Consider the following 26,243-nt stretch of genomic DNA (forward strand, 5'->3'; position numbering starts at 1 on the left):
TCGCGGATGGGATACTGCTGGGGTGATGACCGATCCCACGACGACGACCGGCCCCCTCCCGACGATGCGCGACGACCAGCGGGAGGCTTCCCGGCGCAGACTGCTGGACGGTGCGCTGGGGATCCTCGCCGAGGAGGGCTACCGCGGTCTCACGGTGAAGAACGTCGGTGATCGCGCCGGGGTCAGTCGGGGCATGGTCAACTACCACTTCGAGTCCAAGGCTGGGCTCGTTGAAGCGGTCATCAACGACATCCGCGAGGTCTTTGTAGACCGGCTCCGGACGCTCCCCGGATACGACCGGATGACCGGGCTCGAGGCCGTGCTGGCCAAGCTGGAGCAGTACTTCTCAAGTCTGGCCCAGCCGGGCCCCAGTGTCCGGGCGCGTGCGCTGCTGAGCCTGCTCGTCGAGGCGGTCGGCAGCCCGGGGGACACCGCCAAGGGGCCCCTGGGCGGCCAACTTGACTTGGTCCGCACCGGCGTGGAGGACGACATCCGGCGTGGCGTAGCCGACGGCAGCATCCGCCCCGACCTGGAGCCCCGCGCGCAAGGATTCCTTCTGGAGAGCCTCGCGCGCGGCGTACTGCTCCAGTACCAGCTGGACTCCTCGCGCGCCCACCTGGAGGAGATCGGCCGCGCGGCGCACGACATGGTGCTCCTGGCACTCACTCCGGACCGGAAGCCCGGCTGACGCCGACGGCAGGTGTGGTCTGCGGGAGTCTGCCCGCGCACCGGCCGGATGGCTGCCGAACTGTGGTCAGACCGCACTCAGGCCGCCGTCCACCACCAGCTGCTGGCCCGTGATGTAGGAGGCGTGGTCGGAGAGCAGGAAGGTGACCGCGTCCGCCACCTCCCACGCTGTGCCCTGCCGACCGAGTGGGATCCGGGCGAAGGATGTGGTCCTGGAGGTGCGTGCTGCTGATGCCTGACGTCCCATCGGGGTGTCGATCAAGCCTGGTACGACCACGTTGGCGCGGACTGACCGGGCCGCGCCTTCCTTGGCGACATGACGGGTCAGACCCATCAGACCCGCTTTGGAACTGTCGTACGCGGGCGAGCCGGTGGCGGCGCGCAGTCCGGCAACGGATCCGATGAAGACGATGGCGCCGCCGTCGCTCAGCGTCGGTAGGCCGTACTTCGCGGCCAGGAAGGGCGCGCGCAGATTGAGCGAGAGAACGCGGTCCCAGTCCTCGGGCGAAGAGCCGGCCAGGCCAACGCCGAGCCCGATGCCTGCGTTCACCACGAGTGCGTCCAGACCGCCGAGCTCGCGGGCGGCCTCGGCGACCAACGCGGCGGCCTGTTCGGGGTCGGTGGCATCAGCCACCAGGGCGACCCCGGGGGAGCCTTCGGCGGTGACAAGCCGGGCGGTCGCTGCGGCCGCCTCGGGTGCGATATCGGCGCACGCCACACTCGCTCCCTCACGGGCGGCAAGAACGGATAGGGCCCGCCCGTTGCCGACGGGTGCCTGCGGATCCCCGTCCGGACGGGTGCCGGCGCCGATCACCAGGAGCTTACGGCCGGCCAGACGGCGCGCCTCCCTCTCCGGGCTCCGCTGCTCAGTCATCGGTGCATGCCTCCTTCCCGGTGCCGGTCCGGTCGAAGCCCGGCTCCAGCTGCACGCCGACGGAGTTCAGGAAGAACGCCAGCATGTGGTACTGGCCGATGAGTATGGTGATCTCTATCAGCTCTGCTTCCTCGAAGTGGGACGCGAGAGCTTCCCAGGTCACGGTGGAAATCCGGGCGTCGCGGTGCAGCTGGTCGGCGGCCCGCAGCAGATGCCTCTCGAGGTCCGTCGACCCGACGGCGTCCGGGCCCTGGGTGATGTGCTGGACGTCCGCGGCCGAGATCCCGGCGGCCTCGGCCAGCGGCAGATGACGTCCCCACTCGTAGGCGGCCCCGGTGTTGTGCGCGGTGCGCAGGATCAGTAGCTCCCTGATCCTTCCCGGCAACAGCCCGCCACGCAGCAGCTGCCCGCCGAACGGCATGAACCGCGCATAGAGGTCCGGGTGGCGGGCCAAGGTGGTGAAGATGTTGGGCACCTGCCCTCCCGGGTCCCGTGGAGCGGTGGCCAGAAGCCGTCCTAGCCGCGCGTCCCAGCGGTCCTCCGGCAGCGGCGCGATGCGGGGGAGGCGGCTGCCATCTGGGAAGTGGCCATGGGGCGCGTCAGGTACCTCTGTCGTGGCGTCGTCCATACGCACACAGTAGAAACTGGCTGAACGTTTAGCAAGTGAACTCGAACGTTGGAGGCGCTGCGCCCGGAACCTCACAGCGCGTGGGGCATGGCCACTCCAGGTGGCTCGGCCTGACGGCCGGGACTGTGAATTCGGAAGCTGGCAGGATGCAGGGACCAGGTAGTGCCCACGACGGGTGCGAGCACATGGCAAGGCGCCCGTGCCAGGTGCCCGCTGCCCACCACCGGCTCCGGCCGACTATGGGTGCGGCCCACGACGTGACCTCACTTGCACGCCATGACCACACTGCGGTGGTGCTGGGAAAGCAACGGTGGACTGCGCGGAGCTCAACGCGGCGGCGGACCGGGTTGCCGCCGCCCTGCCTGCCCGCTGACAGGACGCAAGCAACGGGAAGGCTCTGCGAGGGGGCCTGTGCTGCTCCGCCCTACCCTGCGCAACCGAGCCGGGCGTCTGCCCAGTCCGCGTGGTCGTGGGCGTTACCGTCGCCGCCGTCCGAGACCGCCAGGTGCAGGTTCTGGGCGCCGGACACGTCGAGGTCCAATGGCAGGGGCTGTGCAGTGCCTGTGAGGACGGGGGTCGTGGTCAGCGTCCGGCCGTCCGCGATCACGGAGAAGGTGACCGAGCCGTACGGCGCGACCTCGTCGTCGATGCCGACGGTAGCGGTGAACCGGCTGCAGTTGCCGCCGAGGAAGAACGCCACGTCGCTGTCGGCGTGGGCACCGAGACCTTTGTCGTGGACGGTGCCGCGGATCGTGATCGGCTGTCCGTCGCCCGCTGCCTGCTCGCCGTTGGAGGTGTCGCGTTCCACCGGGCCCCAGCCGTTGCTGCTGGAGACGAACGACAGGTCGCTCAGGTAGGGGCTCCCGGTGGGCGGCGGGATCGGCACCTCGGTCTTCGCGGTGCCGTACGTCCAGTGCTGCACGCCGCCGCGGCCATACGTGGCGAGCGGCGAGAAGGTGACGGAGACGGGGGTGTCGGAGGCCGTGGGAGCGGTGACGGTCCAGCTTGCCGTGACCGAGTGGCCCGGTGCGATCTTCGAGAAGGTCGTCGGTGTGGTGGCGGCGACCGTCCAGCCGGCCGGGGCACCGGGCCGCAGCGTGAGGTCGGTGGCCGCGTCGTCCGACGCCGGGACGGCAAAGGTGGCCTTGAAGGTCGCCGACTCACCCCGGTGGACTGTCGACGGCAGGTCCGCGGCGAGTGCGGCCGGGGGCTCGGCCGGGTGCCGTACGGGGGTGACGCTGAGGTTGTCGAACTCGTCGGTCTGGTAGCCGACCACGCCGATGCCGACCTGCCCGGAGGCGTACGCGGAGTCGTCCACCGCGCCGACCTGCCTGCCGTCGATACTCGCGGTGATCGTGGTACCGCTGAAGCTCAGGCCGAGTCTGTGCCAGCGGTGGGTGCCGAGCGCCCGGGTGGTGCCGTCGGCGAGTGTGGTCAGTCGGCCGCTGGTGTCGCTCTTGATCACCGACCATGTGCCGCTGTCGCGGACCTTCAGGAAGTAGCCCGCCTGGTGGGACTGCGGCCGCTGCTGTTCGCCCGCCCGGCCGATGAGTTCGACCGTGCCGGGCTGCTCCAGGTAGACGTCCGAACTGACCGTGTAGTTCTTCCAGCCGGTGTCACCGAGGAGGGCGAACGCGTCGCTGTCGTCCTGCCACTCGATGGGCTGCTGCGCGGCCATCTGCCGGACGCACCGGCCCGGGCGCCCGCCCCCGCACCCCACGGTCTCGAAGGAACCCTGCATGTCGGAGAGGTACTTCGCCTCCCTCCCCGGGGTGTTCGGTTCGAAGGAGTCGCGGTAGGGGAGCGCGAGGTGGCCCTGCGGTGGGCTGACGGCGTCGCCCCTGCCCTGGCCGGTGGTGGTGGTCAGGGAGTAGACGTAGCCGGGCTGGAGGGTGAGGGAGAAGTGCCCGTTCTCGGGGGTCGCGTCACCGGTGTGCACGAAACCGCCGGAGGTGCTGCCGGACTTGAGATCGGTGGCCCAGATGTGCACCGTGCCGGTCGGAAGTCCACCGGTGACGGTGAAGTCGGCGGTCTGGGCGCTGCTCGCGGTGGAGGTTTCCAGGATGGTGCTGTACGCCGAGTCGTCCGGCGACTTCAGCGTGACGTAGCTGCCGCCCGTCCGGTCCCCGCCGAGGTAGCCGCTTGCCTTGTCGACGAACGTCCAGCCCGGCCGCGTGACCTGGGTGACCTGGGCCGTAGTCCAGAGGCTGGTGCCGATGTCGTACGCCCCGGACCACGGCTGGTTCGCCACCGCGAGACCGACCGTGTCGTAGGGCAGGTTGGGGTAGATGGCCGCCAGCAGCGGCCAGTTGAGGTAGGCGGTGAACTTGCCGTCGAGGTAGCCGCGGGTGATGGAGCGGATCAGGGCGCCGGCGCCGGTGTTCTCGTCCAGGGAGCCGTTCTCGCTGGCCCACAGGGGCTTGCCGGTGGTCTGGGCGTTGGCCGAGCTGTGGCAACTGTTCGCGGTGCCGCCGTCGCCGCCCTCGCAGGGGTAGTGGACGCCGACGACGTCGACGGACTTGGCGAAGTCCGGGTCGGAGACGATGTCGTCCGCGACGTCCAGGCCCGAGTCGGCCGCGACGATCCGCACCGGGAGGTGCCGGGCGGCGAGCGCCGCGTGCAGCTTCTCGTACCAGGCGGTGTCATAGCCGCGCTCGTTCCAGCCGCCCAGGTAGTCGATGTCCAAGCCATGCTGCCGGGCGCAGCCCACCCAGGCGGTCAGATAGTCGATCATCTCCTGGGACCAGAAGTGGCCGCCGCTCGGGGAGTTGTCCGTGTTGCCGATCCAGCCGGGGGCGCCCCAGGCGAGGCCGTAGAGCTTGAGATGCGGGCTGCGCTTCTTGGCCTGCTCCATCAGCCACCACTCGTAGCCGCTGTCGCAGTGCACGTTCCCTCTGGTGTGCTCGATGCTGGGCTCGGACCCGTCGGTGGAGTTGGTGTCGCCGCCGATCTCCACCTTGAGCAGCTGCAGGGAAGCGCCGTAGCCCGGTTTGAAGAGGTAGTCCAGGATCTTGCCGCGCTGCGGCTCGGGATAGTTGATGAGCAGCCGCGAGTTGCCTCCGCCGCCGCTGATGGCGCCGATGCCGTCGAAGGTGCGCCCGGTGCCGGAGCCGTCCACCATGATGTCGGTCCTGCCCGGAACGGGTGCCTCACCGACGAAATCGATGCGGTCGATGGTCACCGCGGTGCCACCGGAGGCCTCGTTCTTCCGGCCGGTCGACGTGAGTGTGAAGGTGTGCGGGCCGTCGGCCAGCCTGGGACTGGTCCACAAGGGGATGTCGCCGGTGCGGGTGGCGCTGTAGAGGTCTACGTCGACGGGGGTGCTCCCGTCGACGGATACGGCGGCGATGCCATGGCCGGGGTCGGTGACCGCGCGGAAGGTGAGCTGGGTGCCGGTGAAGGTGAAGTCGACCGAGTCGCCGGCGTGCTCGGTCCAACTGTTGGTGCCCTCATAGGGATTGGCGGGCGCGCCTTCGCCGCGCGCGTGGCCCCAGCCGGAGCCGTGGTAGTCGAACTGGTCCCGACCGCTTCCCTGGACCGAGTCGTCCACGGTGACGGTGGTGGCGGTGTCGCCGGCGCCGACACCGTCGGCCCCGGCTCTTGCCGTGGCGGACAGCAGCAAGAGTGCGGTGAGGAGCACGCCGCCCAGTCTGGGCGCACGGCTCCGTACGGACTGGGACATGCGCTCTCCCGGTGTGGGGTGACGGAAGGAACAGCTCCGCGCACAGTGCTACAGGAGCCCACGCAGTCAGACAATGGTCCAGACAATATTCAATAGAAGGTTGCACCTAGCTCATGCGATTACGGCCGATGAGGCTCTGTCCCGCCGGAGGCGGAGTCACTTCGCGTTGGAATGGAAGCTCGCTGCGGATGGGTTCGAGGCTCCCCTCTGAGTTGGAGCAATCGCCGAGGAAAATCCGTCGGCCGTGGGTTCGCGTCCCACCGGCTCCACTTCAGCAGGGCCCCTGACCTGCGGAGATGTTCCTCGCAAGGTGTCGGAGAGTCAACTCTGCTACAACGGACTGAATCCGCAGCCGGCGAGTCCGATAGCGGAGCAACCTGAGTGGGTGTCGTGCCGCTGACCTGCACGGATGATTCGATTGCACGTTTCCTGACTCGGCCCGGGGTGTTGGGGCGGCGGTCGGAGCCGAGAATTCGGACGCTGACGCAGGTATCCAGCAGCATCCACGATCGTCTCGGGCTGTGGCCCGAAGGGATCGCCTCCGGGCGATGTTCGGCGCCAGGAACGGCCCCGTTACTGGTTCGATGTGCGCGTTGTTTCCAACAGTTCGGCGTGTTGGAAGCGGTGCCGTGTGACAGGTTCGGGGGTGGACTTGTTTGGGGTGAGAGGCGGTCGCCGGGTTGAGTTTGTTGTTCGGTGGCGCGCCGTATGGGGGAGGCAGCATGGTCGACAGCAGCCGCGGATACGTCAGAGACCGGCGAGGGTGCCGCCACTGGGGCCCGCATGGCGCGGCAGGGCTGCTGGTGCGTCAGGGGCCCCGGTTCCTGCTTCAGCGGCGATCCTGGTGGGTTCATCACGGCCGCAGCTGGGGCATCCCCGGCGGTGCGCTGGACATCGGCGAGAGTCCGTGGGAGGGGGCCTGCCGGGAGTTCGTCGAAGAACTGGGCACTGCTGCGACGGTACGTCACCTGTTGACGTTCGTGGACGACCACGGCGGATGGACGTATCACACCGTCGTCGCGGACCTCCTGGCGCCGCTTTCTCCACGCCGTGGAGACGGGGAGGGAGCCGCCTACCGTTGGTGCACGCCCGCCGAGATGGGCTCGCTTCGTCTGCACCCCGGGTTTGAGGCCACCTGGCCTCGGTTGCTGGCGGAGTTGGACCGAGCCGGTGGCGCGCCGGCGTAGTGCGCGCAGGCCTGGACGAGCAGTTCCTGCCGGGCCCTATCGCGTATTCGGATGCTGCCGCGAAGCAGCCGGACGCCGTTACCAGGGGTTGATGCGCGCTTGCCTCGACGAGTCGTGGAGGGCACGCCGAATAGGGGGACTGACCTGAAGCGGCGTCACGATCGGGCATGGGGAGCCGGCGGGCCGACTGGCTGGACAACGAGAGGCTCTCCGTCCTGGAGTCCTTGCGTGGCCGCGTCGAGGCCCCGGACAAGGGTTTCGTCCAAGCAGGTGCCGCCGTTCCCCCGGAACGGCGGCACCCGTGGTAGGAGGAGAACCGGCTCCCCTCCGGTGTTCTCCTCGTGGTCCTCCCCGGTGGCGGCTCAGCCGTGCGACAGCCGCACCGTCTTGCGGAGTGTCTTGGCTCAGTGCATGTCCTGGACGACCGTCTCGAGGAGCTGCTGCGCCGTCATACCGTCCCGGGCCCAGCCACGTCCTACCCTCGCGGACAGCTGCAGGGTGACCTCGCCGATCCGACCGGGTGGGCGAGTGCGGCCAGGACACGCGGTTCCAGCTCCTCCTGGCTGCGCCCGAGTGAGCGTCGTCCTCGGGCGGCGTGACCTTGGGACCGCCGCCGGGCGTCCAGGTGTACCGGGCGGTGGTCACGATCACAGCACCGACGAGGCCGTTGGCGCGGCGCAGCTTGGTGCCGCCCGCCTCGCACTGTCGACGGTCACGCAACACGACCTCCTGGTCAGGAAGGGCGTGAACAACATCTCCGACCCGCCTGCCGCGGTTCGACCTGGGTGCGGCCGATCACGGAGCTGGACGTCTACCGGCACGCGCACGCCGAGATCATCATGGGCAGTGCCGATGCGCTGCTGGACGGTGAGGTGAACGCCGCACCCCCGGGGGCGTCGGCCGCCGTGTCGTCGGCGAACGGCCCGGGCCGGTTCCTGCCCGCCACCGAACTCGCCTAACGCGTTGGCACGGTATTCAAGGGCGACGAGCCACCGTTGATCCTCTACTGCAGAGGCGGCATCTCCGCCGTCGGCACGGTTCTCGCCCTCACGCTCCTGGGCCGTCGGGACATCGCCTTGTATGACGGTTCCCTGGAGGAATGGTCCCAGGATCCGTCCTGGCCGCTCGCGACGGGCACCTGTGTGCTGGGCTCACGCCGCGTCAGGCACCGGGTCGGTCCTGGCCGGGAAGGCGGGGTGGTTGCCGAGCCGGCGTACGTAGTCCCGGAGCCGGGGGTGCGAGCTGAGGGTGTCGGCCGGGCCGAGATGGACGAGCGCCACCCACAGGTCTACGTCCGCTGCCGTCAGAGCCTCGCCCAGCGCATACGGCTGCCCGGCGAGCCGACGCTCCAACAGTTCCAGTGCCGCCGATCGTTTTGAGGACTCGGCGACCGGGGTGACATCCCGATCCAGCAGGTCACAGAGGGCGTCGATGTCCGCGGCGAGGGTTGGCGGGCGCAGCGCGGAGGGGCAGGCTCCGTCGTGACCGGACAGCAGGCCCGCGAGGTCGCGGAGGATGTCGGGGGTGTGGTTGCTGACGATGCGCCCGCTCCACCGGTCGCGTAGCGCGGGCGCCTTCAGTGGTCCGTCGTAGTGGTGCACCGTGGCTTCGTACGCGCGGCGCAGTGAGGCGAAGGCGTCGGGTGTCTCGGCGGGGTGAGCCAGGAGTGTGGTGGCGACCGAGTCCTTCAGGCCGAGCAGGTCGAGGCTGATGGAGATGCGCAGCGAGCGGGGACAACTCCCCGACAGAAACAGTTCGTAGCGGTGCGGTGCCGGGTAGAAGCCGCCGGCCAGACCGACGCCGATACGGCTGTGGAAGAGGTGGGGGAGGGGGGACGGTACGGCCGCGCTGGGGCGATGGCCCGAAGCGGACGAACTCTGGTTGCCGGCATTGGAGTTGTCTGTGCTGGAACTGGGTGAAGTTGTCTCGGGCATGACTCTCCCTTTGGGAACGAGCAAGCTACCGCCGCCTTGTGGGCACCGGCGGCCGAATGCGGAGCGACTGAGCTTGCCGCACCGGTCCGGATGGCGCGGACGGGTGGCGGATCAGTAAGCGCTGGAGACCCGCGACAGATCGATGTGCAGGCGCCTCGTCAAGTCGTTCCAGGGCATTCCCACCAGTCCCACCTCCGGCTCGCGAGACGCGAGACCACGCTTGCCCCGCCGCACCGGCGGGACCCGGTCGTCACCCGGGGCACCCCGTCGCGGTGGAAGGGTTGCCTGTCAGCGGGCCGGGGCCGATGACCACATGAGCGGGGCGAACCCGCGCCGTGGCGCTGACAATCGTGACCGTCCCCGTCAGTTTCAGTGAGCTCCGTGACGCCGTCAAGAAGGCCGAGCATGCGGTCTCACCTGGTGGTCACGCGGATTGACATTCTTTTCGGTACCTGCCTAACTTGCGGCTCAGACCGAGATGCCCCAGGGGCGGAGAAGTGATGGTGACAGCGATGTACGCAGCTGACGGGACGGCCGCATGGCGGCTCCGCGGCCGCGTCGTGCTGTGCACGGACCGCTCCGTCGACCTGCTGCGCGTCAACAGCGCGCTGTGTACGGTCGCTTGCCGCGCCCTCTGTCAAGGCTGACGGCTCTCTGAGTCTCTGACGACCACCGCTGTCGCGGTGCGCCCTCTCCCCGCCCAGCCCCCGCATCGCGTGTACCCGTGCGTCGCCTCGTGCCGAGCCGTTCCCGCGCGGTGTGGTGCTGCCGCTTTCCGCGGTCCTGGGTGTCCGTAACCGATGGAGCCCTCCATGAGTGAACCTCCCGGCATCGCTGTGTCCTCCGGATCAGCACCGCCCGCCGAGGCGATCCCCCGCCCCGACACCCCCGCCGTGCCGAAGCCCCTGGCGGCGCAGCGAGTCCTTCCGCTCCGGCGTCCCGGCCGCTGGATCATCACGGCTGCCGTGCTCCTGCTGGTCGCCCAGATCACCCACGGGCTGGTGACCAACCCGTTCTACCAGTGGGACCGCTTCCGCTACTGGTTCCTGCGCCCCACCGTCCTCGACGGGCTGGTCATCACCCTCGAAGTGACCGCGTTCAGCGCGGTGTTGGGGCTGCTCGGCGGGATCTTGATCGCGCTGGGGCGGCTCTCCGGGAGTCCGGTGCTGCGTGCGGTGAGCTGGGTGTACACCTGGCTGTTCCGGTCCGTGCCGCTGATCGTCGTGCTGATCTTCCTCTACAACTTCTCTGCCCTGTACCAGACGTTGAGCCTCGGGGTGCCCTTCGGGCCCGCCTTCTTCACCTTCGACGAGTCGCGGCTCGCCTCCGACATGGTGGTCGCCGTCGTCGGCCTCAGCCTCAACGAGGCGGCCTACGCCTCCGAAGTGGTGCGCGGCGGAATCCTCTCCGTCGACCAGGGCCAGCACGAGGCCGCTGCCGCGCTCGGCCTGCCCCAGAGCTACCAGTTCACCCGGATCGTCTTCCCGCAGGCCCTCAGGTCCATCACTCCGAACTACGTCAACCAGCTGATCGGCCTGATCAAGGGCACATCCCTGGTGTTCTACGTGTCGCTGCTCGACCTGTTCGGCTCGGTGCAGACGATGGGCAGCACCTACCCCGGCGACATCGTGCCGCTGCTGCTGGTCGCCACCGTCTGGTACCTGATCCTCACGAGTGCCGTGTCCGTCGTCCAGTTCTACGTCGAGCGGTACTTCGCCCGGGGCGCCATCCGCACCCTGCCGCCGACCCCGTTGCAGAAACTCCGCACCGGCCTGCGGGACCTGCGCGAACGTGCGCGCAGGGAGGCCGCCGTATGAGCACCGACACCCCCGGGACCCTGGCGGCCGCGCCCGCCGCCGTCGAGGTCCACGACGTACACAAGTGGTACGGCACTCACCGTGTGCTGGACGGCATCGACCTGGCCGTCCGGCCCGGCGAGGTCACCGTGATCCTCGGTCCGTCCGGCTCCGGCAAGTCCACGCTGCTGCGGGTCATCAATCACCTGGAGAAGCCCGAGGTCGGCTACGTCAGCGTCAACGGCGAGTTGATCGGCGTACGGCGTCAGGGGGAGCGGCTGAAGGAGCTGAGTGAGCGGGCCATCCTCACCCAGCGCAGCCGGATCGGCTTCGTCTTCCAGAACTTCAACCTCTTCCCGCACCTGACCGTGCTGGACAACGTGGCCGCCGCCCCGGTCGCCACCGGGAAACTCAGCAAGCCCGAGGCCCAGGAAATCGCCCGCGAACTCCTCGGACGGGTGGGCCTGGCCGACAAGACCGGCGCCTATCCACGGCAGCTGTCCGGCGGCCAGCAACAGCGGGTGGCCATCGCACGTGCCCTCGCCCTGAGCCCCGGCGTCATCCTCTTCGACGAACCCACCTCCGCCCTCGACCCCGAACTCGTGGGCGAAGTCCTTGCCGTCATCAAGGACTTGGCGACCAGCGGTACCACCCTCGTCATCGTCACCCACGAGATCGGCTTCGCCCGCGAGATCGCCGACCGCGTCGTCTTCATCGACGGCGGAAAGATCGTCGAGCAAGGCCCGCCGGCCGAGGTCCTCGACCACCCCAAGCACGAGCGGACCAGGGACTTCGTCAGCAAAGTCCTCTGACCGCCGCCTGCCCCACCTCATCTCTCATCGCACACCGCTCATCACCAAGGACAGCCATGCGCACCCTCAGCTTCCGCAGCCGACTCCTCCGCGGTCTCACCGCAGGCACCGTCGTCGCCACGCTCGCCGCCGGACTCGCCGCCTGCGGGGGCAGCAGCGACGCCGCCGTCACGGCCGACGCCGCCGGCACGGTCACCGTGGGACAGCTGTCCAACGGGGCCGCCAAGCCGACCCCACTCAAGGTGTCCGACGTCAAGTCGATCAGCGCCGAACTGCCCCCGACGGTCAGGAAGAGCGGCGTGCTGAAGATTGGCGTCGGTGCCCTGCCGGACGGCTTCCCGCCGCTGGCGTACATCGGCTCGGACCAGAAGACCCTCACCGGCGCCGAACCCGATTTCGGCCGCCTGGTCGCTGCCGTCCTCGGCCTCAAGCCCGAGTTGCAGAACTCCACTTGGGAGAACATGTTCGTCGGTATCGACAGCGGCAAGGTCGACGTGGCCTTCGCCAACATCACCGACACCGAGGAGCGCAAGAAGAAGTACGATTTCGCCTCCTACCGCAAGGACAACCTCGGCTTCGAGGTGCTCAAGAAGAGCACTTGGAACTTCGACGGCAACTACGAGAACCTCGCCGGGAAGACCGTCGCCGTCGACAACGGCACCAACCAGGAGAAGATCCTCCTGGAGTGGCAGACGAAGCTGAAGAAGGAGGGCAAGACCCTCACCGTCAAGAACTACGCCAGCAAGAACACCGTCAACCTGGCGCTGACCGGCGGCAAGATCGACGCCTACTTCGCCGCCAACCCGGGCATCGCCTACCACATCACGCAGACCGCCGAGTCGCCCAACCCGACCCGCAGCGCGGGCACCTTCTCCGGCGCCGGTGCCACTCTGCAGGGGCTGATTGCGGCGACCACCAAGAAGGACAGCGGGCTCGCCAAGCCCGTCGCTGACGCCATCAACTATCTGATCAAGAACGGTCAGTACGCCAAGTGGCTCGCCGCCTACAACCTCTCCAATGAGGCCGTCGCCACGTCCGAGGTCAACCCGGCCGGCCTGCCGCTCGACAACTCCTGACCGTCGTCCGCCCACCGGACTCCGCCGTGCCCCGGTGGAGTCCCGGCCGCGTTCCCGATACGGAGACTCCGCACCGCAATGTCCACCAGCGTTCACCACGCCGTGTTCCCGAGCCCGACGCAATCGCACATCCTGGACAACGCCGCCTGGGCCGCGCTGACGGGCCCGCACGTCCATTTCGCCGAGCGCGTCGGCCGGGCCGCCCGCTACCTGACGTACGTCTCCCCGTTCACCGCCCTGGAGGACCCCGCCGATCCCCGTGCCTGGGACGACCTGGCCGCACTGGTGGGACCCGGTACCGTCACCCCGGTCACCGCGGTCCAGACGGTGCCCGGAGGCTGGGAGATCGTGGACAGCGGTGAGGGCGTCCAGATGGTCGACACCGCTCTGTACGCGGAACCCGCACCCGAAGCGGTGCGGCTGGGACCCGCCGACGTACCCGAGATCCTCGGCCTGATCGCCCTCACCCAGCCGGGCCCCTTCCTGCCCCGTACCGTCGAGCTCGGCACCTACCTCGGCATCCGGGACGGCGGGCGGCTGATCGCCCTGGCCGGCGAACGCCTTCGCCCACCGGGCTGGACCGAGATCAGCGCCGTCTGCACCCACCCGGAGCACCGCGGCCGGGGCCTGGCCACCCGGCTGGTTCGCGCGGTCGCGGCGGGGATCAGGGAACGCGGCGACACCCCTTTCCTCCACGCCGCAGCGAGCAACACCCACGCGATCCGGCTCTACGAGTCCATCGGGTTCACCCTGCGCCGCCGTACGCGGTTCGCGCTCGTCCGCACGCCGGGCGGACAGCCGGAAAAACAAGGTGGGGACGAAACAAAAGCCCGGGACGAACAAGTAGCCGGACAACCGGAAGAAAAGGCATAGCCGTGCTGTTGTGCTTGCTGACCAGCAAGTGGCGCCCCTTCGGCAAGACGCGAGCGCGAGGTGGGCAAGGGCCCCGGGGCCGCTGGACCGGAAGGGCGGAGGTGAGGCACATGCGTCCCGTGTCCCGTCACCGCGTCGTGAACCCCGCCCCGCCCCGCCGCCTGCATCTGTACTCCCGGCCACACATCGACCTGCTGCGCGTGGCCGGCGCGCTCTGTTGCTCCTGACCCGTTGTCCTCGCAGCCGCACCCTTCGTACGGGGCGGCTCCCTCGTACGGCTGATCAGGAAGGCACTACTCCCGTGTCCTCGTCACCCTCCCCTCTGCACCTCGCCGTCGCCCTCGACGGCGCCGGCTGGCACCCGTCCGCCTGGCGCGAGCCTGTCGCTCGGCCCCGCGAACTGCTCAGCGCCGCATACTGGACCGACCTCGTCACCGAGGCCGAGCGCGGTCTGCTCGACTTCGTGACCATCGAGGACGCGCTCGGCCTCCAGTCCTCGTCCCTGACCGAACCCGACGGCCGCACCGACCAGGTCCGCGGACGCCTGGACGCCGTCCTCATCGCCGCGCGGGTCGCCCCGCTGACCCGCCACATAGGTGTGGTGCCGACGGTGGTGGCCACCCACACGGAGCCGTTCCACATCTCCAAGGCGATCGCCACCCTCGACTATGTGAGCAGCGGCCGCGCAGGCCTGCGTGTACAGATCACGGCACGCCAGAACGAGGCCGCGCACTTCGGGCGTCGTACATTCCCGCCGTTCCGGATAGAGGACTACGACACACCTGCTGTGCAGGAAGCGGTGGCCGACGCCTTCGACGAGGCCGCCGACTACGTCGAGGTCGTGCGCCGGCTCTGGGACAGCTGGGAGGACGACGCGGAGATCCGGGACGTGACCACCGGCCGCTTCATCGACCGGGACAAGCTCCACTACATCGACTTCGAGGGCAGGCACTTCAGCATCAAGGGCCCCTCGATCACGCCCCGCCCGCCCCAGGGCCAGCCGATCGTCAGCGCCCTGGCCCATGCGACCATTCCCTACCGGCTGGTGGCCAGGGCCGCCGACATCGGTTACGTCACCCCGCACGACGCCGACCAGGCCCGCGCCGTCGTCGAGGAGATCCGCGCCGAGCAGACGGCGGCAGGCCGCGCCGACGAGACCCTGCACATCTTCGGCGACCTGGTGGTCTTCCTCGACGACGATCCCGCCGAGGCCGCGGCCCGCCGGCAGCGCCTGGACGCCCTCGCGGGATACCCGTACACCAGCGACGCCCCGATCTTCACCGGCACCCCCGCCCAACTCGCCGATCTGCTGCAGGAGCTGCAGGCGTCGGGGCTGTCCGGCTACCGGCTGCGCCCCGCCGTCGCCGGTCACGACCTCCCGGCGATCACGCAGGGCCTGGTCCCTGAACTTCAGCGCCGGGATGCCTTCCGCCGCGCGTACGAGGCCGACACTCTGCGCGGGCTGCTCGGGCTCTCCCGCCCCGCCAACCGCTACGCCGCCACCGCCTGAGCCGGAAGGACCCCCGACCATGAGCAAGCCGCTCAAGCAGATCCACCTCGCGGCCCATTTCCCCGGCGTCAACAACACCACCGTGTGGAGCGACCCCGAGGCCGGCAGCCACATCGAGTTCAGCTCGTTCGCGCACTTCGCCCGGACCGCCGAACGCGCCAAGTTCGACTTCCTGTTCCTCGCGGAGGGGCTGCGGCTGCGCGAACAGGGGGGCCAGATTTACGACTTGGACGTGGTGGGGCGCCCCGACACCTTCACCGTCCTGTCGGCGCTGGCTGCCGTCACCGAACGGCTGGGCCTGACCGGCACCATCAACTCCACCTTCAACGAGCCCTACGAGGTGGCCCGCCAGTTCGCCAGCCTCGACCACCTCTCAGGCGGACGCGCCGCTTGGAACGTCGTGACGTCCTGGGACGCCTTCACCGGTGAGAACTTCCGCCGCGGCGGTTTCCTCCCGCAGGAGGAGCGCTACTCCCGCGCGAAGGAGTTCCTGGCCACCGCGATCGAGCTCTTCGACTCCTGGCACGGGGACGAGATCGTCGCCGACCGGGGGACCGGCACCTTCCTGCGGGACGCGCAGGCCGGAGCCTTCGTGCACCAGGGCCGGCACTTCGACATCCAGGGACAGTTCAACGTCCCGCGCAGCCCGCAGGGCCGGCCGGTGATCTTCCAGGCCGGAGACTCCGACGAGGGGCGCGAGTTCGCCGCGTCGAGCGCCGACGCGATCTTCAGCCGATACGCCACCCTGAAGGAGGGCCAGGCGTTCTACGCCGATGTCAAGGGCCGCCTCGCCCGGTACGGCCGCGGCCGCGATCAGCTGCTGATCCTGCCCGCCGCGAGCTTCGTCCTCGGCGACACCGATGCCGAGGCGGAGGAACTGGCCCGCGAGGTGCGCCGCCAGCAGGTGAGCGGAGCCACGGCCATCAAGCACCTGGAGTTCGTCTGGAACCGGGACCTGTCCGCGTACGACCCGGACGGTCCGCTCCCCGACATCGAACCGGTTCTCGGCGAGCACACCATCGCCCGGGGCCGTGCGCAGGTACGGATGTACCGCGACCCGCTGGCCACGGCCCGCGAGTGGCGCGAGCTCGCCGCCGCCAACAAGTGGTCGATCCGCGACCTGGTCATCGAGACCGGCAACCGGCAGAACTTCGTCGGCGCCCCGGCCACCGTCGCCGAGACCATCAACGACTTCGTCCAGGCCGACGCCAGCGACGGCTTCATCCTCGTCCCGCACATCACCCCGGGCGGCCTCGACCCCTTCGCCGACCAGGTCGTCCCGCTGCTCCAGGAACGCGGTGTGTACCGCACGGAGTACGCGGGCACCACTCTGCGCGACCACCTCGGTCTGGCTCTCCCCCACTCTCGGCTTGGCTCGAGCGGGGGGACCCCCATCGACGAGGTGCGCGACGAGCGTGCGGCGTCATGAAGTTCCTCGCCATCACCCTGATCGTGCACGCCCCGCACCCGGTGACGGGCGTACAAAAGCCCATCCAGGACCGCTTCCGCGAGGTGCTCGACAACGCGCTCCTCGCCGAGGAACTGGGCTTCGACGGCTTCGGCGTGGGGGAGCGGCACGAGCGGCCCTTCATCTCCTCCTCGCCACCCGTCGTCCTCAGTCACATCGCCGCCCTCACCTCCCGGATCCGGCTGTTCACAGCGGTCACCACGCTCAGCCTCCTCGACCCGGTGCGGGCGTACGAGGACTACGCGACCCTGGACCATCTCTCCGGCGGACGCCTCGAGCTGATCATCGGCAAGGGCAACGGAGCCGCCCAACGGGACCTGTTCCAGGTCAGCCCCGAGGAGCAGTGGGACCGCAACGCCGAGAGCTACGAGGTGTTCCGCAAGATCTGGCGCCAGGACAAGGTGACCGCCGAGACCCGCTTCCGCCCGGAGCTCAAGGACGCGGAGGTGTGGCCCCGGCCCCTCCAGCAGCCGATCCGGGTCTGGCACGGCAGCGCGACCAGCAAGGAGTCGGTCGACCTGGCCGCCCGCTACGGCGACCCGCTCTTCTCTGCCAACGTCACCAACCCCATAGAGCCCTACGCGGAGTTGATCCGCTACTACCGCGAGCGCTGGGAACACTACGGCCACGATCCGGCCGACGTCGCAGTCGGCGCGGGGACGGCGGGGCTCTACGCGGCCCGCACCTCGCAGGACGCGATCGCCGCTTATCGGCCCGTGTTCGAGGGGAACCTGGCGTTCCAGAAACAGCTGGGCCTGGAGCCGGTGTTCTCGACCCTGGAGGACTTCGTGGAGCGCAGCTCGGCGCTGATCGGCAGCCCCCAGCAGATCATCGAGAAGGTACACCGCTACCACGAGCAGTTCGGGCACACCGTGCTGCATCTGCACGCGGACGCAGGAGGACTGACGGACCGTCAACACCTTCGCTCCCTTGAACTCTTCCAGTCGGACATCGCGCCGGTGCTGCGCCGCGAGATCCCCGATCCGCCGTTTTCATGGGGCCCGGTTCTCGCGGAGCCCGTGCCCGTGTCCGTGCCCGCCGACCACTGAGGAGCCCTCCGTACATGTCCGACATCCCCCTCGGCGTCCTGGACCTGGTCCCGGTCTCGTCCGGTTCCACCGCCACCGAGGCACTGCGCAACTCCATCGACCTGGCCCGGCAGGCCGAGAGCTTCGGGTACGCCCGATACTGGTTCGCCGAACACCACCTCAACCCGGGTGTGGCCGGCACGTCGCCCGCGGTCGTCCTCGCCCTGACCGCCTCCGCAACCTCGACCATCCGGCTCGGCTCCGGTGCCGTACAACTGGGCCATCGCACCGCCCTGTCCACGGTCGAGGAGTTCGGCCTGATCGACGCACTGCACCCCGGGCGCCTCGACCTGGGGCTCGGCCGCTCCGGCGGACGCCCGCCCGGCGGGTCCGCCACCCCGCTGCCGGCCGCGACTCCGGTGGAGGACGGCTTCGCTCCCAACGGCCTGCGCATCCCGCCCCGGTTCTCGTTCGAGCACCTGCTCGGCTCACCGCGCATCGCCCTCCAGCGCGAGCTGCTCCTTCTGCCGAACGCCGAGTCGCAGGACTATGGTGAGCAGATCGAGGACATCCTGGCGTTGCTGGCGGGCACGTACCGCTCCGCGGACGGCGTCGAGGCCCATGTCGTGCCGGGAGAGGGCGCCGACGTCGAGATCTGGATCCTGGGCAGCAGTGGCGGCCAGAGCGCCGAGGTCGCGGGGCGCAACGGCCTGCGGTTCGCGGCGAACTACCACGTAAGTCCGGCCACGGTGCTGGAGGCGGCTGAGGGCTACCGCGCCGCGTTCCAGCCTTCCGACGTCCTGGACAAGCCGTACGTCAGCGTGTCCGCGGACGTCGTGGTCGCCGAGGACGACGAGGCCGCCCGCGACCTCGCCACCGGCTACGGCCTGTGGGTCCGCAGTATCCGTACGGCCGAGGGCGCGATCCAATTCCCCACGCCGGACGAGGCGCGCGCCCACGCATGGTCGGACGCGGACCGGGCGCTGGTCCAGGACCGACTCGACACCCAGTTCGTCGGCTCCCCGGGCCGGGTCGCCGACCAGTTGGAACAGCTCCAGGAGGCCACCGGCGCCGACGAGCTGCTGATCACCACGATCACCCACGGCCACGCGGACCGGGTGCGGTCTTACGAGTTGCTGGCCGAGGAGTGGCGCAAGAGGTGAGGTGCGAGACGTTCAGTGCCAGGACTGACGGGTGATCAGCGGGTGGCGGCGCAACGGAGCGCGGCTGCGACACGTACGAGATCGACTCAGCCCGACCGGGATTGAGGGCACGGAATACCCAGGGACAGTCTTCTCGGGACTCGTGGACCGGGACTGCGCCCGTTGGATGCCGCCGCCCGCCGCGGCCAGCACTCCGACGCTACGGCCCGCCGCCCTTCCCCCCGGGGTGGCGGGCCGGGCTGTGGGGCAGTACGGCCAGGCGGTGAGACGTTGCTGCTCTGCGCTGGTGCATTTCCTGGTCGGGTTGCTGCGCGCCCGGTGGGCGGGTGTGGGGCCGTGGAGGCAGTCGTGCCCGTCGCATCCTCCGCAGCGGCGGCCACGAGTTCAGACCATGTAGGACACGGTCTTACGAGCCTTCTTCGGCGTGACTTTTACTCCATGAGCCCGGTCGGCTTGATCCCGGCTTTCACACACCCCCGCAATGCCCGACCGGACGCGAGCGCTTGTCACGGGCATGAGCTAGGAGTAGCGCTTGACGCATCAGACGCCCAGAACCAATCGACGCCTCCGTGCGGCTGGCTCGTGACACCGTGGCGGCCAGCCTGCGGTCGGCCTGGTTCGGGTGGTCCTTCGGCGCGGACCCGCCGCGGCTCGCGGTGGTCGTCGGACGCGAGGTCCCCAACTCGTTGTGGGCCCCTCCTCGATTCCTGCCTTCGGCCGGCACTCCCTGCTCGTCCCCAGTCAGGTCCAGATAGCCCAAGCGGTCACCCACGGCCGCTACCACCTCGAGTTGGACCTGGGCCCAAGCTCCCGACGGTTTCGGCGTGCCCTTCGAACGGCCCGTCGCGCGTCTGTGTGAATTCCCGGCGAAGGTAAGGTAGTTGACGCAAACCAGCACGGCCGACTTCGACGGTGAGCTGCTCACCGCAACCACGCCGAACCCCGCCCCGCCTGCCGAGTGCCGAGAGTGGTGTCTCCCTGCTCGTCGCCTCCATGGGATCGCAGGCCTGCGTGCTGGCAGCGAACTGGCGGACCGAATCCTGCCCCTATCCGGCTGGTACGCGTGCCCTGGAGGAACATCTGGTCCCGGCCCTCACGGCCGCCGTTGCCGGCCGTCCTGGGCCCGGATCGTGGTCCTCGGGCACGGGGCGGTCACCGGCCATGCAGGTGCTCTTCTCGGGCACACCGATCGCGAGAGAAGTGGATCGGCGGCGGACCTGGGCGCTTCTCGGCGAGCTGGCCCCGGCTGACGGGTGCTGACCGCGTATCGCTCCTGCACGAGCCAGCGTCAACGTAACGCCGCGCACATCAAGATCATCCGAATTGCGCCGTATTCCGGATCGTGTGCTACGGCAACATGTCGACCTCGTGGCGGCACCAGGTAAAACCTGGTGCCGCAGCAAAGTACGGACCAAGCTGGCGCTCACCCTCCGTGGCTCCGTTCCGTACCCACAGAAAGCTTCGCCGCGCATGAATTCGACTTGTCTCCCCGGCGCTCCCGAGGCGCACATCCCGTGTGTGATGGGGAGGTGCCGGGCGTGGTGCGCTACGTGACACGCAAGGCGGTCGGCTGGCTTCTGATGATCGTGGTCGCGACGAATGCGACCTATTTCCTGGCCAGTTGGTTCCTGGACCCGCGATCGAACTTCAAGGAACTGCGGCCCGCCCGCAGCGAGGCACAGATCGACCGGGCCCTCGCGCCGTACAACCTGGACCCCAGGGTGCCGTTGGTGCACCGCTGGTGGGAGTGGCTCACCACGGTGACCCTGCGCTTCGACTGGGGGAAGTCCCCTACGGGCGTTTCCGTCAACGGCGAAGTGGGCTATCGGGCTGTCGTCAGCGCGGAGTTGGTCGTCGTCGCGACCGTCCTGTCCGTCGTGATCGGTGTCGCGCTCGGCGTCTACACCGCCGCTCGGCAGTACGGCTGGGCAGACCGGGTGTCGCAGGCCGTGTCCATCGTGGTGTTCAACATCCCCACGTCCGTCGCCGCACTCGCCGTGGTCTTCGTCGCCATCTGGCTGAACCAGCGTGCCGGGCTGCACTTCCTCTACGTTGCTGGTGAGAACTCACCCAACGTCGAAGGACTGCTCCCCACGATCGGTGATCGCCTCCTGCATCTGATCCTGCCGACCCTGACGCTCACGCTGATGGGTTACGTCGGCTACCACCTGACGCAGCGTTCGCTGCTCCTCGACACGCTCCACGCCGACTTCGTACGGACCGCCCAGGCCACCGGGCTCACCCGCAGCCAGGCCATCCGCAGGCACGCCCTCAGGGCCGCGCTCATCCCGACGGCGGCTTCTGTGGCGTTCGGCGTCCCGGCGGTCTTCACCGGTGCCGTGATCACGGAGACGATCTTCGGCTGGAACGGCATGGGCCGCTACTTCATCCAGACCATCAGCAAGAACGACGTACACGGCACGGTTGCGACGGCCGCCTTCGCCGCAGCTCTGACCGCGATCGGCGCGATCCTCGCGGACATCGCCACGGTCGTCCTCGACCCGAGAGTGCGGGCGAGCTGACGTGACCACCGACGCTCCCGCCCAGCTGACCGCGCAGCAGTCGCCGGAAGCGGCAACCCCCGCGCGCGAGTACTCGAACCTGGGCCTTGGCCGTCTCTATCTGCGGCGTTTCCTTCGCAACCGCCTCGCCGTCGTCGGAGTGGTGATCTTCGTGCTGCTGGTGCTGTTCGGTGCCTTCGGCGGCCGATTCAACTCCTACGCGTACACCGACCCCGACTTCACCGCGCTCACCCAGCCTCCGAGCAAACTCCACTGGTTCGGCACCAACCAGGGCGGCAACGACATCTACGCCTGTGCCGTGCACGGGCTCCAGCGTTCCCTGATGATTGCCGTGATCGTGTCGGTACTGACGATCGTCCTCGCCGCGATCATCGGCTCCGGCGCCGCGTACATCGGCGGCCGAGTCGAGCGGGCGACCCTCGCCGTCATCCATTTCCTCCTGATCGTCCCCTCGTTCCTCATCCTCGCTCTGGTCTCCCACCGGCTGGCCGGCGACTGGCGCGTCCTCATCGCCGTGCTGACCCTGTTCGGCTGGATGCCCACCGCGCGGGTGATCTGGTCCGTCTCGACCTCACTGCGCGAACGCGACTATGTGAAGGCGGCCGAATTCATGGGGGTCGGTCCCCTGCGCATCATCTTCCGCCACATCATCCCCAACCTCGGCTCCCTTCTGATCGTCAACCTGACGCTCGGAGTCGTTGCGACCGTGCTCAGCGAAACCGCCCTTTCTTTCCTGGGGTTCGGCGTCCAGACCCCGGACGTCTCCCTCGGCACGATGCTCGCGGACGGCGCGAGCACCGTGACGAGCGCCCCCTGGCTCTTCGCCTTCCCCGCGGGGCTGGTCGTTGTGCTCACCGTGTCGATGACCTTTATCGGTGACGGCCTCCGTGACGCCCTCGACCCCACGTCAGTTACTGGCTCGGCAGGAGATCGACGATGACCCTCGCGACCTCGCTGGTCGACCCGGCGCCGCCCGCCGACGCCGTGCCCGTCCTCTCCGTGCGGGACCTGCGGATCTCCTTCCCCTCCGAGGCGGGCACCGTCGAAGCGGTGCGCGGCGTGAGCTTCGACGTGCTGCCCGGCCGGACCCTCTGCATCGTCGGCGAATCCGGCTCTGGCAAGTCGGCCACCGCGATGGGCATCATGGGCCTGCTGCCGCCCACCGCCGACTTGCGCGGCCAGGTGCTGCTCGGCGGACGGAACCTTACCGGCCTCGACGACCGGGCGCTCTCGGAGATACGCGGAAACTCCATCGGCATGGTCTTCCAGGACCCCTTGTCCGCCCTCACACCGATCTTCTCGGTGGGCCGGCTGCTCTCCGACGCCCTGCGGGTCCACCAGGACCTGACGAAGCGGGCAGCCTGGGAACAGGCCGTGCAACTGCTCGATCTCGTGGGCATTCCCGACCCGCGCAGCCGCGCCGCCGCCTTCCCGCACGAGTTCTCCGGCGGCATGCGCCAACGCGTGGTCATCGCCATGGCCATCGCCAACAGGCCATCCGTGCTCGTGGCCGATGAACCCACCACCGCACTCGACGTCACCGTGCAGGCTCAGATCCTCGACGTGCTGCGGCTGGCGCAGGAGGAGACCGGCGCCGGTCTCGTCCTGATCACGCACGACCTCGGGGTCGTCGCGGGCCACGCGGACGATGTCGCCGTCATGTACGCGGGCCGGTTCGTGGAACATGCGGGCGTCCAGGAACTCTTCCGTCGGCCGACGATGCCGTACACCGCGCGGCTGCTGGCCGCCGTGCCGACCGTGGACGGCGGGGCCCGCCGTCCCCTGGTCCCGATCGGTGGGGAGCCACCCGCCTTGGTGGGCCTCCCGGACGGCTGCCCCTTCGCACCCCGCTGCGCCGTCGCTCTCGACGCGTGTCGCTCCGGCGAACCGGAGCTGCGCAGTGTCACCGGGCACGGGCACGTGGCCTGCCTGCGCGCCGCTGAGATCGCCGGCGGATCCCTGGACCCGACGGGGGACGCTGCGGCGCCCGTCGGCCGACCGGCGCCTTCGGTTCATGCCGAGGCCGGCGAGGTGGTGCTCCGTGTCGAGGATCTCGTCAAGACCTTTCCGGTCACCAAGGGCGCCCTCCTCAAGCGCCGGGTCGGCACGCTGCACGCCGTCAACCGGGTCAGCTTCGAGCTGCGCGCCGGTGAGACGCTCGGCCTGGTGGGTGAGTCCGGCAGCGGCAAGACCACGACGCTGATGGAGATCCTTCGGCTCAGGCGGCCCGAAGGGGGCCGGATCGAGATCTCCGGCGCCGACGTGGGCACGGTCGCATCCGGCACGCGCCTACGGGAGCTGCGGCAGGATGTACAGATCGTCATGCAGGACCCTGTGGGGGCCCTGGACCCTCGCATGCCCGTCTTCCACCTGCTGGCCGAGCCCCTGCGGGCGATCGGGAGGGATCGCGAGTCGATCCGCGCACGGGTCCACGAGCTGCTGAGCCTGGTCGGTCTGGACGACTCGGTCAGTGACCGCTTCCCGGCCGCGCTTTCCGGAGGCCAACGCCAACGGATCGGTATCGCCCGTGCCTTGGCGACGGAGCCGAAGCTGCTCGCGCTCGACGAGCCGCTCTCCGCCCTGGACGTCTCGGTGCAGGCCGAGGTGATCAACTTGCTGGCGCGGCTCAAGCGCGAACTCGGACTTGCCTACCTCGTGGTCGCCCATGATCTGGCTGTGGTCAGGTACATCTCCGATCGCATCGCGGTGATGTACCTGGGGCACATCGTAGAGACGGGGGACACCGAGGCGATCTTTTCCGATCCGAAGCACCCCTACACCCGTGCATTGCTGTCGGCGATCCCGATACCCGACCCCGAGAGGGAACGCACCCGCGAACGCGTCGTGCTGGAGGGGGAGCCGCCGAACGCCGCGCGCATGCCCGAGGGTTGTGTCTTCGTCGACCGCTGCCCGCTGTACCGCCGTGCCGACGAAGAGCTGCGGCACCGCTGCGGTACCCGGCCCCCCGTGGCGACTCTCGCTGCCGGGCGCCCCGGTCATCAGTACGCCTGTCACGGCGTCTGAACACCGCCCCTGGCGATCGGAGGGACCACGTTCTTCCCGAATGCCCGCCCGCGCCCGCCGTGGGCGCTGCTGCCGCGTCCATGTTCTCCTTCACCGACCTATAAGGAACTCTCCGTCATGCGCGCAAGACTGGCCCTGCCTGTCGCTCTCATAGCTGCCATCTCCGTCACCGCCACCGCGTGCCAGTCCTCATCAGGGAAAGACTCCGCGGCGTCGGACGGGAAGAACACTCCCTCGGCCGCATCCTCCGTCGCCGACTACAACCCCACGCCATATGACCGGATCAAGGACGGGGGCACTTACACCACGGTCGGGACCTTCGATGACCAGGGCAACCCGTTCAACGTCAATGCCACGCTGACAGCGTCCCGTGTTTGGGCCTGGTACAACGCCGACGCGATCACCTACTCGCCGACCGGTGAGGTGCAGTACAACCCGGACTACTTCAGCGATGTGAAGGTCTCTGTGGAAGACGGGAACCAGAAGGTCACGCTGACCATCAACTCCAAGGCCGTCTTCAACGACGGCACCGCGATCGACTGGACCGCGATCAAGGCCACGTGGAAGGCCAACAACGGTTCCGACAAGGCCTACGCCGCCTCCTCCACGGACGGCTACGACCAGATCATCTCGGTCGACAAGGGCAGGAATGCCAAACAGGCCGTGATCACCTTCAAGGGAGTCGACCCTTCCTGGTCGAGCCTGTTCACCACCTTCCTGCACCCCAAGGCCGCAACGGTCGAGAACTTCAACCAGGCCTACGTCAAGAAGGCGCACCCGGAGTGGGGCGCGGGGCCGTACACCGTCGGCAAGTGGGACACCCACTCAGGCAACATCACGTTCGTCCGCAACCCGAAGTGGTGGGGCAGGAAGGGCAAGCTCGACAAGCGCATCTACGTCAACCTGGAGTCGACCGCGGCGATCAACGCCTTCAAGAACGGGCAGCTCGACTACGTCTCCGCAGTCGACGCCGAGAGCCTCAAGCAGATCACGGGGCTCAAGGGTACAGAGGTCCGCCGTGGCGGAAGCCCCTTCGAGTACTCGCTGTACTTCAATACCAAATCCTCCGTCCTCGCCGACAAAACCGTGCGCAAAGCGATCGAGGAAAGCATCGACCGCACGCAGATCGCGAAGATCCAGTTCCAGGGCCTGGACTACAAGGAGCCGCTGCCCGGCTCCGCCATCCTCTACAGCTTCCAGAAGGGCTACCGGGACAATGTCTCGGCCGTGTTGAAGTACGCGCCGGACGAGGCCAAGAAGGCACTCGACGCGGCCGGCTGGAAGCCCGGGAGCGACGGTATGCGGGCCAAGAACGGCAAGAAACTCGAAGTCGGCTACACGTTGCTCGGCGATGACCCGCTGGACAAGGCAACCGCCGGCGCCTTCGCGGCGATGCTGAAATCGGTGGGCATTCGCCTCGACATCAAGAAGGCCGACGAGGCGGACTTCTCCAACATCCTCAGCGACCGCAAGTTCGATCTGTTCCTCTCGGGGAACCGCTCGATGGATCCCTTCGGCGCCCGCTACCTGTGCGACTTCTACTGCTCCGACCGCGCCTCCAACATCACCGGTGCGGGCTCGCCCGCGCTGGACACACAGATCCGCGCCACCACCAAGATCGCCGACCTCGGCAAGCAGGCCACGGCAGCCAACCAGGTCGAACGGAAGGCGCTCCAGGAGTACGCCTTCCTCCCGCTGTTCAGCGGCCCCTCGACCTACGGTGTGAAGACGGGCCTCGCCAACGTCGGCGCGACCATCTTCTACAACCCGCTCCCGGAGACGGTCGGCTGGGAGAAGTAACCACCCCGCAGGCCGGCCCCGGAGACGCGTGCCGCCGGGGCTGGTCGCAGGCCGGGCCGAGTGCCAGGGCGGCCCCTCGCCCCGCCGAGCCAGCATCACTTCCCGCCGACCGTGTCCAGCAGGACGTCGCTGCCGTCCGGCGCCGCGGCGGCCAGCAGGAACGCCAGGGAGCGGATCCA

20 protein-coding genes, 1 pseudogene and 1 riboswitch are annotated in these 26,243 nt (G+C 68.9%); of the genes and pseudogenes, 17 read left to right on the plus strand and 4 right to left on the minus strand.

Annotated features, from left to right (window positions below; genetic code table 11):
* The first annotated feature begins 25 nt into the window (after positions 1-25).
* Complete coding sequence (locus Q8A52_RS26105) at positions 26-688, plus strand: TetR/AcrR family transcriptional regulator (protein WP_316755787.1); 663 nt, start codon at positions 26-28, stop codon at positions 686-688.
* Between the two features lie 66 nt (positions 689-754).
* Here Q8A52_RS26105 and Q8A52_RS26110 read toward each other — a convergent pair whose 3' ends face one another.
* From Q8A52_RS26110 to Q8A52_RS26120, 3 genes are all read right to left on the minus strand, one after another.
* Positions 755-1,561: an SDR family NAD(P)-dependent oxidoreductase gene (locus Q8A52_RS26110; protein ID WP_316755788.1), complete on the minus strand. Its 807-nt coding sequence runs from the start codon at positions 1,559-1,561 to the stop codon at positions 755-757.
* Entirely contained in the window at positions 1,554-2,189 is a 636-nt protein-coding gene (locus tag Q8A52_RS26115; RefSeq protein WP_316755790.1) for a carboxymuconolactone decarboxylase family protein, read from the minus strand. The genes Q8A52_RS26110 and Q8A52_RS26115 overlap by 8 nt, the downstream gene beginning before the upstream one ends.
* Positions 2,190-2,613: 424 nt before the next feature.
* On the minus strand, positions 2,614-5,871 hold the full coding sequence (locus Q8A52_RS26120) for an NPCBM/NEW2 domain-containing protein (protein ID WP_408649248.1): 3,258 nt from the start codon (positions 5,869-5,871) through the stop codon (positions 2,614-2,616).
* 722 nt (positions 5,872-6,593) lie between these two features.
* On the opposite strand from Q8A52_RS26120, the gene Q8A52_RS26125 reads away from it, so the two are divergent.
* The 3 genes and pseudogenes from Q8A52_RS26125 to Q8A52_RS48935 form a co-directional block, all read left to right on the plus strand.
* Entirely contained in the window at positions 6,594-7,058 is a 465-nt protein-coding gene (locus Q8A52_RS26125) for an NUDIX hydrolase (RefSeq protein WP_316755792.1), read from the plus strand.
* A 785-nt stretch (positions 7,059-7,843) separates the two neighbouring features.
* Positions 7,844-8,017, plus strand: a complete 174-nt coding sequence (locus tag Q8A52_RS26130) for a hypothetical protein (RefSeq protein ID WP_316755794.1) — start codon at positions 7,844-7,846, stop codon at positions 8,015-8,017.
* A 36-nt stretch (positions 8,018-8,053) separates the two neighbouring features.
* Positions 8,054-8,155 (plus strand): annotated as a pseudogene (locus Q8A52_RS48935) (sulfurtransferase); the annotation flags it as partial.
* A gap of 54 nt (positions 8,156-8,209) precedes the next feature.
* Here Q8A52_RS48935 and Q8A52_RS26135 read toward each other — a convergent pair.
* The gene (locus Q8A52_RS26135; RefSeq protein ID WP_316755796.1) at positions 8,210-8,992 is read right to left on the minus strand and encodes a glutathione S-transferase C-terminal domain-containing protein; all 783 of its coding nucleotides are present in this window, start codon (positions 8,990-8,992) and stop codon (positions 8,210-8,212) included.
* Between the two features lie 211 nt (positions 8,993-9,203).
* Positions 9,204-9,348: riboswitch (SAM riboswitch) on the minus strand.
* 456 nt (positions 9,349-9,804) lie between these two features.
* On the opposite strand from Q8A52_RS26135, the gene Q8A52_RS26140 reads away from it, so the two are divergent.
* From Q8A52_RS26140 to Q8A52_RS26205, 13 genes are all read left to right on the plus strand, one after another.
* On the plus strand, positions 9,805-10,809 hold the full coding sequence (locus Q8A52_RS26140) for an amino acid ABC transporter permease (protein WP_316755798.1): 1,005 nt from the start codon (positions 9,805-9,807) through the stop codon (positions 10,807-10,809).
* A complete protein-coding gene (locus Q8A52_RS26145; protein WP_316755800.1) occupies positions 10,806-11,600 on the plus strand; it encodes an amino acid ABC transporter ATP-binding protein in 795 nt (264 codons plus the stop codon). The genes Q8A52_RS26140 and Q8A52_RS26145 overlap by 4 nt, the downstream gene beginning before the upstream one ends.
* Positions 11,601-11,656: 56 nt before the next feature.
* Positions 11,657-12,676, plus strand: a complete 1,020-nt coding sequence (locus Q8A52_RS26150; RefSeq protein ID WP_316755802.1) for a transporter substrate-binding domain-containing protein — start codon at positions 11,657-11,659, stop codon at positions 12,674-12,676.
* 78 nt (positions 12,677-12,754) lie between these two features.
* The gene (locus Q8A52_RS26155) at positions 12,755-13,549 is read left to right on the plus strand and encodes a GNAT family N-acetyltransferase (protein ID WP_316755804.1); all 795 of its coding nucleotides are present in this window, start codon (positions 12,755-12,757) and stop codon (positions 13,547-13,549) included.
* A gap of 110 nt (positions 13,550-13,659) precedes the next feature.
* On the plus strand, positions 13,660-13,776 hold the full coding sequence (locus Q8A52_RS26160; RefSeq protein ID WP_316755806.1) for a putative leader peptide: 117 nt from the start codon (positions 13,660-13,662) through the stop codon (positions 13,774-13,776).
* 74 nt (positions 13,777-13,850) lie between these two features.
* Positions 13,851-15,059 (plus strand): LLM class flavin-dependent oxidoreductase, encoded by a 1,209-nt coding sequence (locus Q8A52_RS26165; protein ID WP_316755807.1) that lies wholly within the window; start codon positions 13,851-13,853, stop codon positions 15,057-15,059.
* Positions 15,060-15,078: 19 nt separating this feature from the next.
* On the plus strand, positions 15,079-16,488 hold the full coding sequence (locus tag Q8A52_RS26170; protein ID WP_316755809.1) for an NtaA/DmoA family FMN-dependent monooxygenase: 1,410 nt from the start codon (positions 15,079-15,081) through the stop codon (positions 16,486-16,488).
* The gene (locus Q8A52_RS26175; RefSeq protein WP_316755811.1) at positions 16,485-17,576 is read left to right on the plus strand and encodes an LLM class flavin-dependent oxidoreductase; all 1,092 of its coding nucleotides are present in this window, start codon (positions 16,485-16,487) and stop codon (positions 17,574-17,576) included. Before Q8A52_RS26170 ends, Q8A52_RS26175 begins: the two co-directional genes overlap by 4 nt.
* Positions 17,577-17,590: 14 nt before the next feature.
* A complete protein-coding gene (locus Q8A52_RS26180) occupies positions 17,591-18,718 on the plus strand; it encodes an LLM class flavin-dependent oxidoreductase (RefSeq protein WP_316755813.1) in 1,128 nt (375 codons plus the stop codon).
* A gap of 1,538 nt (positions 18,719-20,256) precedes the next feature.
* Positions 20,257-21,240, plus strand: coding sequence for an ABC transporter permease (locus Q8A52_RS26190; RefSeq protein ID WP_316755815.1), 984 nt, complete (start codon positions 20,257-20,259; stop codon positions 21,238-21,240).
* A 25-nt stretch (positions 21,241-21,265) separates the two neighbouring features.
* Positions 21,266-22,180 (plus strand): ABC transporter permease, encoded by a 915-nt coding sequence (locus Q8A52_RS26195; protein ID WP_408649256.1) that lies wholly within the window; start codon positions 21,266-21,268, stop codon positions 22,178-22,180.
* Positions 22,177-24,264 (plus strand): ABC transporter ATP-binding protein, encoded by a 2,088-nt coding sequence (locus tag Q8A52_RS26200; protein ID WP_316755816.1) that lies wholly within the window; start codon positions 22,177-22,179, stop codon positions 24,262-24,264. The genes Q8A52_RS26195 and Q8A52_RS26200 overlap by 4 nt, the downstream gene beginning before the upstream one ends.
* Before the next feature lie 117 nt (positions 24,265-24,381).
* Positions 24,382-26,064 (plus strand): ABC transporter family substrate-binding protein, encoded by a 1,683-nt coding sequence (locus Q8A52_RS26205; RefSeq protein WP_316755818.1) that lies wholly within the window; start codon positions 24,382-24,384, stop codon positions 26,062-26,064.
* Positions 26,065-26,243: the final 179 nt, after the last annotated feature.

The sequence above is a fragment of the Streptomyces herbicida genome (assembly GCF_032656585.1).
In the GTDB taxonomy this organism is placed as follows: Bacteria; Actinomycetota; Actinomycetes; order Streptomycetales; family Streptomycetaceae; genus Streptomyces; species Streptomyces herbicida.

Bases quoted from the DNA above. Each gene is read 5' to 3' on its own strand.
- Q8A52_RS26200 (WP_316755816.1), top strand. From the start codon at position 22,177: ATGACCCTCGCGACCTCGCTGGTCGACCCGGCGCCGCCCGCCGACGCC.
- Q8A52_RS26135 (WP_316755796.1), bottom strand. From the start codon at position 8,992: ATGCCCGAGACAACTTCACCCAGTTCCAGCACAGACAACTCCAATGCC.
- Q8A52_RS26155 (WP_316755804.1), top strand. From the start codon at position 12,755: ATGTCCACCAGCGTTCACCACGCCGTGTTCCCGAGCCCGACGCAATCG.
- Q8A52_RS26105 (WP_316755787.1), top strand. From the start codon at position 26: ATGACCGATCCCACGACGACGACCGGCCCCCTCCCGACGATGCGCGAC.
- Q8A52_RS26150 (WP_316755802.1), top strand. From the start codon at position 11,657: ATGCGCACCCTCAGCTTCCGCAGCCGACTCCTCCGCGGTCTCACCGCA.
- Q8A52_RS26125 (WP_316755792.1), top strand. From the start codon at position 6,594: ATGGTCGACAGCAGCCGCGGATACGTCAGAGACCGGCGAGGGTGCCGC.
- Q8A52_RS26120 (WP_408649248.1), bottom strand. From the start codon at position 5,871: ATGTCCCAGTCCGTACGGAGCCGTGCGCCCAGACTGGGCGGCGTGCTC.
- Q8A52_RS26175 (WP_316755811.1), top strand. From the start codon at position 16,485: ATGAAGTTCCTCGCCATCACCCTGATCGTGCACGCCCCGCACCCGGTG.
- Q8A52_RS26160 (WP_316755806.1), top strand. From the start codon at position 13,660: ATGCGTCCCGTGTCCCGTCACCGCGTCGTGAACCCCGCCCCGCCCCGC.
- Q8A52_RS26140 (WP_316755798.1), top strand. From the start codon at position 9,805: ATGAGTGAACCTCCCGGCATCGCTGTGTCCTCCGGATCAGCACCGCCC.
- Q8A52_RS26205 (WP_316755818.1), top strand. From the start codon at position 24,382: ATGCGCGCAAGACTGGCCCTGCCTGTCGCTCTCATAGCTGCCATCTCC.
- Q8A52_RS26180 (WP_316755813.1), top strand. From the start codon at position 17,591: ATGTCCGACATCCCCCTCGGCGTCCTGGACCTGGTCCCGGTCTCGTCC.
- Q8A52_RS26115 (WP_316755790.1), bottom strand. From the start codon at position 2,189: ATGGACGACGCCACGACAGAGGTACCTGACGCGCCCCATGGCCACTTC.
- Q8A52_RS26170 (WP_316755809.1), top strand. From the start codon at position 15,079: ATGAGCAAGCCGCTCAAGCAGATCCACCTCGCGGCCCATTTCCCCGGC.
- Q8A52_RS26110 (WP_316755788.1), bottom strand. From the start codon at position 1,561: ATGACTGAGCAGCGGAGCCCGGAGAGGGAGGCGCGCCGTCTGGCCGGC.
- Q8A52_RS26145 (WP_316755800.1), top strand. From the start codon at position 10,806: ATGAGCACCGACACCCCCGGGACCCTGGCGGCCGCGCCCGCCGCCGTC.